We start from the raw sequence: 16,112 nt of genomic DNA on the forward strand, positions 1-16,112 counted from the left end.
TCACATCGATTGAAAATTTTTTATAGGAAAAGATTGATAATTTACCATAAGTTAATTAAAATGAACTACAAAGTTACGAGATGTTCATTTTTATTTCCGATTGAACTACTGGTAGTATTCTTAACAGTGTTAATTATCATCACATTGGTTATTTCAAAATGTTTCATGAAAATCAACACTATTTATATCAAAATTTACATAATATTTTCATTGTGTTAATTTTGAAATCCTTGTCGTTAGGGTGATGAATATGGGCGAAGAACTACTAGAAATCAAAAATTTGTCGACATCGTTCAGAATTGCAGACGACTATTATGCTGCGGTTGATGATGTTACCCTGTCTGTTCGCAAAAATGAAATTCTGGCTATCGTTGGAGAATCTGGTTCAGGAAAAAGTGCGCTCGCCTTTTCCATTATGGGGCTGCATACCAGAGCCAGAATTGACGGACAAATCAAATACAAGGGCCAGGACATCGTTACTATGTCTCCTGCTGCACTAAACAAGCTGCGCGGCCAAGAAATGTCTATGATTTTTCAAGATCCTTTATCCGCTTTAAACCCGCTAATGATCATCGGTTCACAGATTGAAGAAGTACTTATCCTACATGATTCCAAGCTTTCTAAGAAACAGCGAAAAGAGAAGGTCATTGATCTTTTGACCAAGGTTGGAATTTCCCGTCCCGAGCATACATATCAGCAATACCCCCACGAATTATCCGGTGGCATGAGGCAGCGGGTGGTTATCGCCATTGCGATAGCCAATGGACCCAAGCTTTTGATCGCCGACGAGCCTACCACAGCACTAGATGTGACTATCCAATTACAAATCCTTGAACTTATTAAAAAATTAAAAAACGATATGGAAGCAGGCATTATCTTAATCACTCATGACTTAGGGGTTGTAAGCGAAATGGCTGACCGTGTTGCGGTGATGTATGCCGGACAAATCGTCGAAATCGCAGATATTCTTACGTTGACGTCTAATCCGAAACATCCATATACGAGATCCTTATTAAACTCCATTCCAACGGCAAAAGAAGAAAAATCCAGGTTGCATGTGATTCAGGGGATTGTTCCACCACTGCAAAACCTTCCGCGTAAGGGCTGCCGTTTCTCGGCACGGACGCCTTGGATTCCTGAATCGGAGCATGAGGAGAACCCACAGCTGCATGAAGTCGCACCCGGACATTTCGTTCGCTGCACCTGTTATAACAATTTCCATTTCCCTGATACTAACGAGGAGGCAATCCACAATGGGACTTCTTGAGGTTAAAAATTTAGCAGTACATTTTCCGATCCACGGCGGTGTTTTTCGAAGGGAAGTTGGCGTAGTTAAGGCTGTCGATAATGTTAATTTTACCATTGAAGCTGGGCAAACCTATGGTCTGGTTGGTGAATCTGGTTCTGGAAAGACGACAACGGGTCGCGCGATTATAGGTCTTAATTCTATTACTAGCGGCAGCGTGATTTTTGAAGGGCAAGATTTGGCCTTGAGGGGTGTACGAAAGCAAAGAAATGTCCGCAAAGACATTCAGATGATCTTTCAGGATCCGTACTCTTCCTTAAATCCTAAGAAGCGTGTACTCGATATTATTGCAGAACCGTTGCGTAATTTCGAAAAAATGTCTCCAGGGGAAGAAAAACGCCGGGTGCAGGAATTGCTTTTACAAGTAGGCTTAAGTCCTGAGAACATCCTGAAATATCCGCATGAATTTTCTGGCGGCCAGCGGCAGCGGATCGGAATTGCCAGAGCAATTGCACTCAAGCCAAAACTTATTATTGCTGACGAGCCGGTATCTGCGCTAGATGTCTCAGTACAGGCACAGGTGCTTAACTTCATGCAGGACATTCAAAAAGAGCTGAATCTTACTTTTCTATTTATCAGTCATGATCTCGGGATCATCAGGCATATGTGCGATCATATAGGGATTATGTATAAAGGACGACATGTGGAGCAAGGGACTGCTAAAGATATTTTTGACAATCCTCAGCATATTTATACCAAACGACTCATTGCCGCCATTCCTGATATTGATCCGAAACAGAGAGAAAAGCAGACGGAATTCAGAAAATCAGTAAGCAAGGAATATGAACAAGCGCACCGGAATTATTTTGATGAAGAAGGCATGGCTTATCCATTAAAATCAATTTCCGAGACTCATCTGGTAGCCTTGCCTGAGAAAGGTTGAGAATATGTGGAAGATTATCGTTCGTAGAATTCTTATAATGATCCCTCAAGTAGTTCTATTAAGTATTCTTGTTTTTCTTATGGCGAAGGCGATGCCTGGTGACGCACTCTCAGGAATGCTCGATCCGAATATTGATCCGGCGGCCATTGATGCGATGAGAGAAAAGCTCGGTCTAAATGATCCATGGTACATCCAGTACTGGGATTGGATCACTAAAGCGATACAAGGGGATTTCGGCCAGTCCTTCCGTTTCAAAATGCCGGTCTCAGAGCTAATCGGACAACGCCTGATGAATACACTTTGGCTGGCCATTGTTACGCTGATTCTTACATACCTTATTGCTATCCCGCTTGGTATTACCAGCGGACGTTATAACGATTCGTGGCTGGATCGCTTGATAACTGGCTATACCTATATTGGATTTGCTGCACCGTTGTTTATTTTTGCACTTTTAATGGTATGGGTTTTCGGATTTCATTTTCATTGGTTTCCTACCAGCGGCAGTGTCAGTCCCGGGGAAGTTCCAGGTACACTAAGTCACTTCTGGAGTAAATTCTACCATCTGCTTCTGCCTGCGTTATCTATGGCGCTAATTGCAACGGTTGGGACCGTACAATATCTGAGAAATGAGATCATTGATACGAAGCAAAAAGATTTCATTCTCACTGCTAGAGCTAAAGGGGCTTCAGAGTCACGCGTATACAATCGTCATATTTTGAGAAACTCCTTGCTGCCGATCGCTGCATTTTTTGGATATGAGATCACTGGGTTAATCGGTGGTACGGTGTTCGTTGAAACGATCTTCAGCTATCCAGGAATGGGTTTGCTGTTTCTAAGTTCGATAACGATTCGGGATTTCAGCGTGGTAACAGCCCTCGTTCTTCTGTATGGGGTTGCTTCCATCGTCGGTGCGTTGTTATCAGACATTATTTTAAGTATCGTAGATCCTCGTATCCGGATTAAATAAGAAGATGAACACTTTGGGGTGAATGAAATGGCAAAGACGAGCGCAGAGATAGCTCTGCTGCAGGAAACTGATAAAAGTCCATCGGGCTTCAAAATTGTTTGGCGGGAGATGGTGCGGGATAAGCTGGCACTGGTCTCGTTGATTTTCCTATTTACGATTATTGCTGCTGTATATGGGATCTCCTTATTTTTAGATCAGAAAGAAATTGTCACGGTTGACTTGTTCGCCCTATATGAGAAGCCTTCGGCTGTGCATTGGCTGGGGACTGATTATGGAGGACGGGATGTATTCGGTCAATTAATTATAGGAACACGAAATTCCATGTCTATTGCCTTTATGGTTACATTTTTTACGGGAATTATCGGTATTCTGGTAGGTTTAGTCTCAGGTTACTTTGGGGGAACGGTAGATAATGTCGCGATGCGTATTGTAGATTTCTTCATGATTCTACCTTTTCTAATGATTGTTATAGCTTTTGTCAGCGCAGTTCCTAAATACAATACGTTGACCTTCTCCTTTATCATGACAGCATTTCTTTGGATGGGGATTGCCAGGCTCATTCGTTCCAAGACATTACAAGAGAAGGAATTGGATTATGTTCAGGCATCTAAGACCCTAGGCTCCTCCAATCTAAAAATTATGTTTACGCAAGTTCTGCCGAACTTAAGCTCAATCATTATCGTAACAATGACCTTGAATCTGGCAGCTAATATTGGATTGGAATCAGGCCTATCCTTTCTAGGTTTTGGTTTTCCAGAAAGTACACCCAGTCTGGGTACTCTAGTAAGCTATGCGAGAAATCCGCAGACTCTTGAGTTCAGATGGTGGATCTGGTTACCCGCATCATTGCTGATCCTGGTATTGATGTTGAGTATAAATAATGTGGGTCAAGCGCTAAAACGTGCGACCGACGCAAGACAAAGAAAAGGATAATAAGGGAGGAAATGATTAAATGAGAAAAGCCATTCGTTCAAAAGCTTTACTAGTTTCATTAATGTTTGTAATGTTGTTCGCTCTTGCGGCTTGCGGCTCCAAGAACAACAACGAAGCGGCTGAATCAACAGCAGCTCCTAACGCCAGCGCACCTGCGGCAACCGCAGAAGCAACGGCCGCGCCTGAGGCAGAAGACGGACTTTATAACATTAAAGATTTCAGTAACGTTAAGACTAACCAAGGTGAAGCTATTGACGGAGGGACAATTACATTTGGACTTGTTTCCGATAGTCCATTTGAAGGCACTTTGAACTGGAACTTCTATTCTGGAGATCCAGATGCTCAAGTTCTGAACTGGTTTGATGAAGGTTTGTTAACTTGGGATAAAGACTATGTTTATACTAATGATGGTGCGGCTACTTATGAAGTTGCAGAAGATGGACGTACCTTTACCTTTACGATTCGCGACAATGTAAACTGGCAGGATGGTAAGCCAGTAACGGCTGAAGACTGGTTGTTCGCCCATGAAGTTATTGGTAATCCTGCTTATGATGGTCCTCGTTACGGTTCTGACTTCACTAATATTGAAGGCATGGATGAGTACCATTCCGGTAAGGCCAAGACCATATCCGGGATTAAAGTGCTGGGTGATAAGAAACTGCAAATTACTTATAAGCAATCTACACCTTCCTTGTTAACGGGTAGCGTATGGATTTATCCATTAGCCAAACATATCTTTGGCGGCATGGATGTTGCCAAAATCTCCTCTTCCCCTGAAGTCCGCCAAAAGCCAATTGGCTTCGGAGCTTTTAAAGTAGAGAGTATCGTTCCTGGTGAGTCTGTAGTATTTGTTAAGAATGAAGATTACTGGCGTGGAGCCCCTAAACTGGATAAAGTAATTTTGAAGGTTATCAACCCAACAACGATTGTACAAGAACTGAAATCTGGTGGAGTTGACTTGGTGGATTCCTTCCCTATTGATCAATTCCCAGATAATGCGAAGCTATCAAATGTTGAGTATCTCGGGGCGGTTGACCGTGCGTATACGTATATTGGATTTAAGCTTGGCAAATGGGATGCAACGAAAAAAGAGGTTGTTACCGATCCTAAAGCTAAAATGGCGGATGTGAATCTTCGTAAAGCAATGTGGGCTGCGGTTGACAATGATACTGTTGGTAAAAAGTTCTATAATGGTCTGCGTTGGAATGCGACTACCTTGATTCCACCATCCCATCCAGAATTCCATGATACTACCAATCCGGGCGTAGCTTTTGATCCAGAAGCAGCTAAAAAGATCTTGGATGACGCTGGTTACAAATTAAACGGTGAATTTAGAACGAATCCAGATGGCAGCGAGCTGAAGATTAATTTCATTTCGATGACTGGTGGAGACATTGCTGAGCCGCTGGCTCAATATTATGTACAATCCTGGAAAGCGATTGGTCTGAATGTAACTTTGGAAATGGTAGAGTTTAATACCTTCTATGATCGCATAGGTCAAAATGGTGAGGATGATCCTACTGTTGATGTGTACCAAGGTGCTTGGGGGGTAGGGATTGACGTTGACCCATCAGGCCTGTACGGTAAAGATGCAATCTATAACTTCCCACGTTACTCCAGTGCAGAGAACGATCGTTTGCTCGCCGAAGGGATCTCTGAGGCTGCATTTGATGTAGACAAACGTAAAGAAATCTATAAAGAGTGGCAACAATTTATGGTTGATGAGATTCCAGTATTCCCAACACTTTATCGTGCTGTGATTGTGCCGGTTAATAACCGTGTTCTAAACTTTGCAATTGGTGATGGAACCGGACTCTATTATAACGACATTGCGGTTTCTGCAGATAAAGCTGCGGTGGCTCAGTAAGAGGGGATTAATGAACAGCAGTTCAAGGAGAAATCCTGAGCTGCTGTTTTTTATTTTCCGTTAAATTAACAATTATTCCTATATTTTGTGCATTATTTACTGTTAAAATATAGTGTTTTAATGAAAGATATGGTATATTTTGGGTGAGAGCGAAACTTTCGCTTAAATATAGCTCTTAGAGTGAGGTGAGTGGATGATCGCAATGACAGGTACCTGATTCGAGTGAGGGAGGTGTTACGGGACTGAGGTGTAATCTTTCTTGTGGCATTAACTGAAGAGAGGGGCAGTAGAAATGATCAAGAGGTATAGGAAACAAGGACTGGTGTTCAGTTTGTTGTTTACGCTTACATTTTGTTCAAATGCTGCATTTCAACCGGCGATAGCAGAGGCAGCGGCCGGAGACTACAACTATGCGGAGGTTCTACAAAAATCTATTTATTTCTACGAAACCCAGCGGTCTGGTGAATTGCCAGATAACAATCGGGTGGAATGGCGGGGCGATTCCGGTCTTTTGGACGGGGCGGATGTGGGACATGATCTGACTGGTGGTTGGTACGATGCCGGTGATCACGTTAAATTCGGTTTGCCTATGGCTTATTCTACAACGATGCTGGCGTGGTCGGTTTATGAGTACAAGCAAGGATATGAGGGGTCTGGGCAGCTGGAGGAAATTTTAGACAATATTCGCTGGGCAACCGATTATTTTGTGAAAGCTCATACCGCTCCTAACGAGCTGTGGGGACAAGTTGGTAACGGAACAACCGATCATAATTGGTGGGGACCCGCAGAAGTCATGCAGATGCAGAGACCTTCCTACAAAATTGATGCCACTCATCCCGGATCAGATCTTGCCGCAGAAACAGCTGCAGCGTTAGCTTCAGCATCCATTATTTTCAGGGATACGGATGCCGTATACGCGGACAAGCTGCTGCTGCATGCTAAACAGCTTTACAATTTTGCAGACACTTATCGCGGCTCCTATTCCGACAGCATTACCGACGTCAAACAATATTATAATTCTTGGAGCGGTTACGCGGATGAATTGAGCTGGGGGGCTGTCTGGTTGTATTTGGCGACTAACGATCAGCAGTATCTCAATAAGGCTATTGCAGCAAGCGATCAATGGGGAACGAATCAGGCTGGAAACTGGGGGTATCAGTGGACACAGTCTTGGGACGACAAGCATTATGGCGCTCAATTACTGTTGGCACGAATCACCGGGCAGACCAAGTTCATTCAATCCACTGAACGGAATATGCAGTATTGGACGACTGGAGTGGGTGGAACAAGTGACCGTGTTGCCTATACACCTGGCGGACTAGCCCATCTGGATCAATGGGGCGCATTGCGTTATGCAGCCAATCAGGCTTTTATGGCCTTCGTTTACTCAGACTGGGTGAGCGATCCGGTGAAGAAAGATACGGCGCGCTCTTTCGCGGAGAGACAAATTACGTATATGCTTGGTGACAATCCACGAAACAGCAGTTATGTTATCGGTTTTGGTAACAATTCTCCTCAGCATCCCCATCATCGAACCTCACATGGATCATGGAATGATAGTCAGAGCGTTCCGGTAAATCATCGCCATGTCTTGTACGGAGCGCTAGTTGGAGGCCCGTCCAAAACAGACAGCTACACCGACTCCATTAACGATTATGTCTCGAATGAAGTTGCAACCGATTACAATGCTGCTTTTACAGGAGCTATTGCAAAAATGGTTCTGCTGCATGGACAAGGGCAACAGCCCCTTGCACAATTTCCACCTGCAGAGACACGTGAAGATGAGATGTTTGTCGAAGCCTCTGTGAATGCTAGTGGCAGCAACTTTGTAGAGATTCGAGCATTGCTGAATAACCGTACGGGCTGGCCGGCAAGGGCCAGTAAAGAGATGTCTTTTAACTATTATGTGGATCTTAGTGAAGCGATAGCGGCTGGTTATGGTCCTGAGGATATTACGGTTACAGCGGGAGGCTACAATCAGGGTGGAACGGTGTCTGCACTTCAGCCTTACGATGCAGCTAACCATATCTACTATACTAAGATCGATTTTACAGGTACTTTGATTTATCCGGGTGGACAATCTGCTCATCGTAAGGAGATTCAATTCCGAATTGCAGCTCCGCTGAACACTAACTTCTGGAATAATGCTAATGATTTTTCATTCCAAGGGGTGGCAGCTCAAGGAGTAACTCCTGTAAAAACAGCGAACATTCCGGTGTTTGATGCAGGTGTACACATGTATGGAGAACTTCCAGCGGGTGGCGGACAACCTGGAGAACCTCAAGTCCCTGCACGTCCGACTAATGTTCAGGCTGTAGCAGGTAATGGAACGGTCCATTTGACTTGGAATGCGATTAGCGGGGTCAGTGAATATACCGTTAAACGCAGTGAAGTGAGTGGAGGCCCGTATACGGTGCTTGAGAATGTCACGGGAACGGATTACATGGATAGTGGACGGGTGAACGGAACCACTTATTATTATGTGATCACTGCCACGAATAGTGTAGGGGAGAGCTTGCCATCTATACAGGTTAGTGCTAAACCCCAAGAACCGACACAGCCCGCAACGGGAAATTTGAAGGTGCAATATCGTACGAATGATACGAATGCCAGTGATGGACAGCTGCGCCCTCAGTTCCGAATTATGAATACAGGAACTGAGTCTGTGGCACTTAGCGGCTTGAAGCTGCGTTATTATTTCACTGTGGATGGGGATAAACCACAACAGTTTCATTGTGATTATGCTGTAGTGGGCAGTGGTAATTTAAGCGGCAGTTTTGTTAAGCTGAATCCCGCCAGTACGGGCGCGGATTATTATCTGGAGATTTCTTTTGGTGCAGGGGCTGGAAGTATAGCGCCTGGTGGAGATAGCGGCGAGATTCAGGCTCGCACCAATAAGACGGACTGGACGGCTTATAATGAAACGGATGATTATTCCTACAGCGCGGTTCAGCAGACATTTGCCGATTGGAATAAGGTTACACTTTATCAAGGTGAAACACTTGTATGGGGCTTAGAACCATAAATATATCCAAGAGAGGGAGCTTGCCTAAGATGATGAAATTGAGCTTAATAAAGAAGCCTGTTTCTGTAATAATGGCCGCAGTCCTGTTTCTCTCACTCATGACCGGTCTATTTAATTTTAGACCTCAGACTGCTCACGCTTCAACTACGGAGCAGACGCGATTTCTGCAATTATATGCGCAGCTAAAAGACCCCGCAAATGGTTATTTCTCTGCCGAAGGAGTACCTTATCATGCGGTAGAGACCTTGATGAGTGAAGCCCCTGATTACGGACATATGACGACCTCAGAAGCTTACAGTTATTGGATGTGGCTTGAGGTACTCTATGGTTATCACACAGGGGACTGGACTAAGCTGGAATCCGCTTGGGACAACATGGAGAAGTATATCATCCCTATTAACGAAGGTGATGGCAAGGAAGAGCAGCCAACCATGAGTTATTACAATCCGAACAGCCCGGCTACGTATGCAGCGGAGCATGCTCAGCCGGATCAGTATCCAAGTCAGCTAGGTGGCCAGTATACAGCAGGTAAAGATCCGCTAGATGCTGAATTGAAGGCGACGTATGGCAACAACCAGACCTATTTGATGCACTGGCTGGTAGACGTGGACAACTGGTACGGCTTCGGCAACTTGCTGAATCCTACGCATACAGCCGCTTATGTGAATACATTCCAACGGGGTGAACAAGAGTCCGTTTGGGAGGCGGTCCCTCACCCGTCTCAAGATGACAAAACGTTCGGAAAAGCAAACGAAGGCTTCATGAGTCTGTTCACAAAAGAAGCTAACGTGCCTTCCGCTCAATGGCGTTACACAAATGCTACAGATGCCGATGCACGCGCAGTACAAGCAATGTACTGGGCTAAAGAGCTCGGCTACAACAATACAGTGTATTTGAATAAAGCTAAGAAAATGGGCGATTTCCTGCGTTACGGTATGTATGATAAATACTTCCAAAAAGTAGGAAGTGCTGCTACTGACGGCACCCCTGATGCCGGGACTGGCAAAGACTCTAATCAATATCTTCTGGCTTGGTATACCGCATGGGGCGGTGGACTTGGAGCTACAGGAAACTGGGCTTGGAGAATCGGTGCGAGCCATGCCCACCAAGGGTATCAGAATGTCGTAGCTGCCTACGCACTTTCTGATTCGGATGGTGGTCTGATTCCGTCATCAGCTACAGCTGGGCAGGATTGGGAAAACTCTCTGAAACGTCAATTGGAATTTTATACTTGGCTGCAGTCCTCTGAAGGGGCAATTGCCGGTGGAGCGACCAATAGTTATCAAGGCGCTTACAAGGCTTATCCAGCTGGAACCAGTACTTTTTATGGCATGGCCTATGACGAAGCTCCAGTCTACCACGATCCTCCATCCAATAACTGGTTCGGAATGCAGGCATGGAGTGTGGAGCGGGTAGCAGAGCTGTACTATATCCTTGCTTCTAACGGAGACACTACATCTGAAAACTTCCAAATGGCAAAACAAGTTATAGAAAATTGGGTAGATTGGTCTAAAGATTATGCTTTTGCCAACAAACGTCCAGTTACGGATGCTGAAGGTTACTATCTGAACAGCCAAGGAAATCGAATTCTTGGAGGCGCCAATCCGCAAGTGGCTACAGTCTCTGCACCAGGAGAATTCTGGATTCCAGGTAATGTGGAATGGACAGGACAACCTAATACGTGGAATGGCTTCAGTGGTTCTACTGCAAACAATAACCTGAAAGCCGTAACTAAGAGTCCAAGCCAAGATACAGGTGTACTGGGCAGCTATATTAAGGCACTTACCTTCTATGCGGCGGGCACCAAAGCTGAACATGGCAGCTACAGTACTCTGGGAGGAGAAGCTCAGGTACTGGCTAAATCTTTGTTAGACACGGCATGGGGTTATAACGATGGAATTGGTATTGCAACTACCGAAAGCCGTGCAGATTATTCTCGCTATTTCACTAAAGAAGTCTATTTCCCAAGCGGCTGGACAGGTACATTCGGCCAAGGAAATACAATCCCTGGTACATCAACAGTGCCTTCCGATCCTGCTAAAGGCGGAAATGGTGTATATGCAAGCTACACCGATATCCGTCCAAATATCGTAAATGACTCTAAGTGGCAATATCTGCTGGACAAATACAATACTTCTTTTAATAAAGTGACTAAAACATGGGACAATGGAGCCCCTGAATTTACCTACCATCGCTTCTGGTCGCAAGTAGATATGGCAACTGCTTATGCAGAATACGATCGATTGATCAACAGCAGCGTGCCTACGGAGCCAGTAGCTCCAAAAGCACCTTCCAAACCAAGTGCGGTCGCTGGTAACCAAGTTGTAGATCTTAGTTGGAACAACGTAACTGGAGCTACAAGCTATACTGTGAAAAGAGCTGCAACAACTGGCGGTCCTTACAGCGATGTGGCTGTTGTCACTCAAGCTACTTACAGTGACACTTCCGTGGTTAACGGTACGGATTATTACTATGTAGTTAGTGCTTCCAACGTGGTTGGAGAGAGCCCGAATTCGCCTGAGGTTCACGCCAAGCCTATGGATGTACCGATTCCGGCACAAGGAGATTTAGTGGTGAAGTACCGGACAAGTGATGCCAATCCGGGAGATAATCAGTTCCGCCCGCAGCTGCAAATTGTTAACAATGGGGATACGGCTGTAGCGCTTAGCGATGTAAAGCTGCGGTATTATTACACGATTGATGGCGATAAACCTCAACAATTTAATGTTGACTATGCTAACATCGGTGGAAGTAATATACAGGGAACATTCGTGAAGGTAGACCCTGCCAAAACTGGAGCGGACTATTATTTAGAAATCTCCTTTGGCGCAGGTGCAGGCAGTCTTGCACCGGGAGCCAACACGGGTGATATCCAGATCCGGGTCAACAAAACGGACTGGAGTAATTACAACGAGGTTGGAGACTACTCTTATGACCCTACCAAAACATCGTACACGGAATGGAATCATGTGCCGTTGTACTTGAATGGTGCTCTAGCATGGGGGCTTGAGCCTTAAAGTCTAAATGAGGGAAGCCCTAGCCATTTGGCTGGGGCTTTTTTTGTTATTGGCTGGTTAGCGACTGCACTTCGACTAATTGTGGCTTCATGTCCGTTTTAATTGTATTTCCTACAACTAAAATAGGCTCTAGCCGCGCCAACGTAATTTAATTGCACTTCATACAACTATTTATCAGTATATGGATACTTATTGAGATATAAGCTCAGTTTAACTGTACAATGTGCAACTAAAACCCAAAAAGAAATAAAAAAGCACGAAATAGCTGTATTAAATACAACTATTTCGTGCTTTGGTATGCTAGTTAGATATTGTGAGTTACTACGATTACTTGTAGATCAAGCTTTTATAGAAGCTTTGGTTTACATTCACACTTGTGCTGAAGGAACAACCTTCTCCGCGTATTCTATCGTTCCGCCGCCGAGACATTGCTCACCGAGATAGAAGACAACGGCTTGACCAGGTGTGATCGCTTTTTGTGGAACATCAAAGGCTACATTAATCGTTCCATCTTCACGCGCTGTAAGGGTCACGCCTTGATCTGGCTGGCGATACCGGAATTTGGCGGTGCATTTCAGCGGCTCTTGCCCAAGCGCTTGACCGTCAATCCAGTTAACACCGGAAGCAATCAGGCTAGTGGAGTACAGGCTGTGGTGCTTGTCCCCTTGTACTACATAAAGAATGTTGCGGCTAAGATCTTTTTCAGCTACAAACCACGGTTCGCCGTTGCCAGAGCCACCAATACCAAGGCCTTGGCGTTGGCCTAACGTGTAATACATAAGTCCGTCGTGGCGGCCTTTGATCTCTCCAGTTACTATGTCAACCATATCGCCAGCTTGTGCCGGGAGATATTGGCTGAGGAATTCGCGGAAGTTGCGCTCGCCGATAAAGCAGACGCCTGTGCTATCTTTTTTCTTGGCAGTGTAAAGTCCTGCTTCTTCAGCAATTCTCCGCACTTCAGGTTTCGGCAGATGTCCAATAGGGAACATTGTTTTAGAGAGTTGATGTTGCCCCAGTGCATTCAGGAAATAGGTTTGATCCTTATTGTTGTCTACGCCGCGGAGCAGCTTGTACACACCATCTTCTTCTATAACACGTGCGTAATGTCCAGTTGCGACATAATCGGCACCAAGCTGAAGAGCTTTGTTCAAAAATTCTCCAAACTTAATCTCGCGGTTGCACATGACGTCAGGATTTGGCGTCCGGCCGGCCTTATATTCATCGAGAAAATAAGAAAATACCTTATCAAAGTATTCCTTCTCGAAATTAACGGTATAGTAAGGAATATCAATCTGCTCGCATACGCGGCGAACATCCTCTGCATCGCTTTCGGCCGTACATACTCCGAATTCGTCGGTATCGTCCCAGTTCTTCATGAAGATGCCGATGACGTCATAGCCCTGCTGCTTGAGCAGAAGCGCCGTGACGGAGGAATCGACCCCTCCGGACATGCCGACGACGACACGGGTGTCTTGTTTTGCTTTTGTCATCGTAATCACCATTTCTGTACCCAAAATACCGGTCATTCATGGAACACCCGGCTCAAAATGTATTATAACATACCTGTCTACTCTAAACCTCTGAAATAAGAGACTGGAAACAACAAAATGTCCACCTGGGGTGAACATTCTCGTAAAATGTTTTGTTTTCCATTTCATTTGTGACTTCGGATATGATAACATAAACTGAGAGTAATTATCGGAATACCTTGATATGACAATCCAAATGACTTGCCGAATCAATAGTATACAATAATCAGACATTAAACTGAAAGAGGTGCCCCTTTGAAAATATCAACCAAAGGTCGTTACGGACTAACAATTATGATGGAGCTTGCACTGAAATTTGGTGAAGGACCAACTTCACTTAAGAGTATCGCTGAGAAAAATGGTCTTTCCGAGCATTATCTGGAGCAACTAATTGCTCCTCTGCGCAATGCAGGACTTGTAAAAAGTATTCGTGGAGCATATGGCGGATACATTTTGTCTCGTGAGGCGAATGCTATCACTGCCGGTGATATCATCCGTGTGCTGGAGGGTCCTATCTCTCCTGTAGACTTCACGGAAGAGGACGATGCAGCGAAACGGGATTTATGGTTGCGTATTCGCGACAGTATTGCCGATGTGCTGGATTCCACAACACTTTATGATTTGATTAACTACAAAGAAGAGAGTTTGGCTGACAATTACATGTTTTATATTTAGATCTCCAATGAAAGATAACTCAACAGTATTATGAATCAACCTTTAGGCTCCCATTTGGGAGTCTTTTTTTATCTTTTTTTATCTGTGATTCTATTTGTTCTTACGTTTATTAAGGAGCGCAATCCAGCAGCAAAAGGCTCCGATGAACGCTGCGAGAATCGGTATCCATTGATTAGAAGTCAAGTTAGCACCTCCATAGTACTTATAATTCTTTCGTCATAAAAACACTATAGGGGTCTTCAATGTAATCTGCAAACGGACTACAGTATTCAAACCCATATTGTTCATATAGTTTTCTAGCCGCTTCGAACCCTTCAGTGGATCCGGTTTCCAAGCTCAGCCGCCGATAGCCTTGTTGCTTAGCTTCTTTAATAATATGGGCAAGCATCTTAGATGCAATGCCCTTCCTAAGATGCTTGGTAGAAGTACGCATGGATTTGATTTCACCATGATGGCTACCCATGTCTTTAAGAGCACCGCAACCTAAGAGTTCGCCCTGCTCCCAGGCACTCCAGAAGGTGATTTCAGGTGTTTTTAATTTATCTAAATTCAACGCATGTACACTCTCTGGGGGAGATTGCTCAAACATGCTCTGAAGATGTTCACTGATCAATGCTATGATTTCGGTTCCGGTTAAGTTATCGATTCTAATCTCCAAATTATTCACTCCCAATGATAAGATTATGGTTTGTTGTATAAATCAAGTTTCTTTAGCGGAGTTCGCTATTAATGTTGTAGCAATCGGTCCAAGACTTTCTGTGTAAGTGGCATAAAGTAATTAAGAATTAATCCGCCTAAACAAATGGTAAGTAGAGTGCCAATCCCAATAGGCCCATTGAAAATAATGGCGGCAAATAAGAAAACAAGATAAATGATTGTTCTAGTAAATAGTATACTAAGCCTAGTTATCGTTTGCAGTACTAATGTTAGCCGGTCCACTGGAATCGGTGCGAAATTTGCGTATAAATAAATGGATGTACCTAATCCAATTGCGATTAAGCCTAAACCATAAAAAGCAATTTTACTGATCCACAGATTAGGCTCGATCAGATGGTTAAACAAAAAAAGCCACATATCAATACCTAAGCCTGCTATGAATGCAGTTACCAGCCCTAATAATTCCGGTCTTTGCTTGGATAAACATGAATTACATCCAATCAATAGGCATGCGATCAGCACTTCCCAACTGCCTACTGTAAGACCGACATTTTTGGATAGACCCACTAAAAGTGCATCAAAAGGTGACGCTCCAAGGTCAGAGATTATTGTTAGTGAAACGCCTAGGGTTAAGATGAAAATCCCGCAAGTGAAAATGGAAAACGTAGTTACACTAAACTTCTTCATTCTTTTGAAGCAGAAAGATCTTTAGTCATTAAAAGATGAGGGATGCCATCCTCCATAAATTCAGTAGATGAAGCCCGATAACCAAGTTTTTTATAGAAGCCCTCCGCCTGAGTTTGCCCGTGCAATTTAACCATTTGATGCCCCTTTTCCACCACGATCTCTTCTAATGCAGAAATAATTTTTTTCCCAATTCCAAATTTACGATAAGGTTCTAGGATGCAAATACGCTCTAACTTACCTATACCATCAAGAACGCGGATCCTTCCTGTGGCAACTGGTTGCCCATCATAATAGGCCAGGACATGTTCACATTCTCCATTCAGTGTATCGAATTCATCAAATTCATCATTAAGGGGAACGCCTTGTTCCTCAACAAATACTTTTTTTCTGATTGAAAATGCAGCTTCAAGTTCCTCGATTAGTGTAATTCTTTTAAGATTCATTCTTGCTTACTCCATTCTGTATTTGTTTTTTTTAGGAAAAACGTCATAATGAATTAACGACAATTATAAGTATATATACAATCAATATTGTTGTAAATACAACATTATTGGAACTGGTAGGTG

The 16,112-nt window shown here is 44.0% G+C and carries 12 protein-coding genes; 8 read left to right on the forward strand and 4 right to left on the reverse strand.

Annotation, left to right across the window (positions count from 1 at the left end; all coding sequences use genetic code 11):
- The first annotated feature begins 250 nt into the window (after positions 1 to 250).
- The 7 genes from MHH63_RS03920 to MHH63_RS03950 all read left to right on the forward strand — a co-directional run bounded on the left by MHH63_RS03920 (position 251) and on the right by MHH63_RS03950 (position 11,998).
- Positions 251 to 1,267, forward strand: coding sequence for an ABC transporter ATP-binding protein (locus tag MHH63_RS03920; protein ID WP_341171226.1), 1,017 nt, complete (start codon positions 251 to 253; stop codon positions 1,265 to 1,267).
- Complete coding sequence (locus MHH63_RS03925; RefSeq protein WP_036677615.1) at positions 1,254 to 2,189, forward strand: ABC transporter ATP-binding protein; 936 nt, start codon at positions 1,254 to 1,256, stop codon at positions 2,187 to 2,189. The genes MHH63_RS03920 and MHH63_RS03925 overlap by 14 nt, the downstream gene beginning before the upstream one ends.
- Positions 2,190 to 2,193: 4 nt before the next feature.
- Complete coding sequence (opp4B, locus tag MHH63_RS03930; protein WP_036677612.1) at positions 2,194 to 3,156, forward strand: oligopeptide ABC transporter permease; 963 nt, start codon at positions 2,194 to 2,196, stop codon at positions 3,154 to 3,156.
- A gap of 27 nt (positions 3,157 to 3,183) precedes the next feature.
- Complete coding sequence (locus MHH63_RS03935) at positions 3,184 to 4,089, forward strand: ABC transporter permease (RefSeq protein ID WP_076129671.1); 906 nt, start codon at positions 3,184 to 3,186, stop codon at positions 4,087 to 4,089.
- A gap of 19 nt (positions 4,090 to 4,108) precedes the next feature.
- Complete coding sequence (locus MHH63_RS03940; RefSeq protein WP_076218485.1) at positions 4,109 to 5,956, forward strand: oligopeptide ABC transporter substrate-binding protein; 1,848 nt, start codon at positions 4,109 to 4,111, stop codon at positions 5,954 to 5,956.
- Positions 5,957 to 6,248: 292 nt separating this feature from the next.
- On the forward strand, positions 6,249 to 8,981 hold the full coding sequence (locus tag MHH63_RS03945) for a glycoside hydrolase family 9 protein (protein ID WP_341171227.1): 2,733 nt from the start codon (positions 6,249 to 6,251) through the stop codon (positions 8,979 to 8,981).
- Positions 8,982 to 9,013: 32 nt separating this feature from the next.
- Positions 9,014 to 11,998 (forward strand): glycoside hydrolase family 48 protein, encoded by a 2,985-nt coding sequence (locus tag MHH63_RS03950; RefSeq protein WP_341171991.1) that lies wholly within the window; start codon positions 9,014 to 9,016, stop codon positions 11,996 to 11,998.
- A gap of 368 nt (positions 11,999 to 12,366) precedes the next feature.
- On the opposite strand, the gene mnmA is transcribed toward MHH63_RS03950, so the two are convergent.
- Positions 12,367 to 13,488: a tRNA 2-thiouridine(34) synthase MnmA gene (mnmA, locus tag MHH63_RS03955; RefSeq protein ID WP_076129704.1), complete on the reverse strand. Its 1,122-nt coding sequence runs from the start codon at positions 13,486 to 13,488 to the stop codon at positions 12,367 to 12,369.
- 294 nt (positions 13,489 to 13,782) lie between these two features.
- Here mnmA and cymR point away from each other — a divergent pair, with 294 nt between their 5' ends.
- A complete protein-coding gene (cymR, locus tag MHH63_RS03960) occupies positions 13,783 to 14,202 on the forward strand; it encodes a cysteine metabolism transcriptional regulator CymR (RefSeq protein WP_036677599.1) in 420 nt (139 codons plus the stop codon).
- Positions 14,203 to 14,404: 202 nt separating this feature from the next.
- Here cymR and MHH63_RS03965 read toward each other — a convergent pair whose 3' ends face one another.
- The 3 genes from MHH63_RS03965 to MHH63_RS03975 all read right to left on the reverse strand — a co-directional run bounded on the left by MHH63_RS03965 (position 14,405) and on the right by MHH63_RS03975 (position 15,989).
- Positions 14,405 to 14,860 carry a GNAT family N-acetyltransferase gene (locus MHH63_RS03965; RefSeq protein ID WP_076179368.1) on the reverse strand — a complete coding sequence of 152 codons (456 nt, stop codon included), beginning with the start codon at positions 14,858 to 14,860 and terminating at the stop codon, positions 14,405 to 14,407.
- Between the two features lie 68 nt (positions 14,861 to 14,928).
- Positions 14,929 to 15,546, reverse strand: a complete 618-nt coding sequence (locus MHH63_RS03970; RefSeq protein ID WP_076179369.1) for a YczE/YyaS/YitT family protein — start codon at positions 15,544 to 15,546, stop codon at positions 14,929 to 14,931.
- Complete coding sequence (locus MHH63_RS03975) at positions 15,543 to 15,989, reverse strand: GNAT family N-acetyltransferase (RefSeq protein ID WP_280753808.1); 447 nt, start codon at positions 15,987 to 15,989, stop codon at positions 15,543 to 15,545. The genes MHH63_RS03970 and MHH63_RS03975 overlap by 4 nt, the downstream gene beginning before the upstream one ends.
- Positions 15,990 to 16,112: the final 123 nt, after the last annotated feature.

This window comes from Paenibacillus sp. FSL H3-0310 (genome assembly GCF_038002785.1).
Classification (GTDB): Bacteria; Bacillota; Bacilli; order Paenibacillales; family Paenibacillaceae; genus Paenibacillus_AQ; species Paenibacillus_AQ odorifer.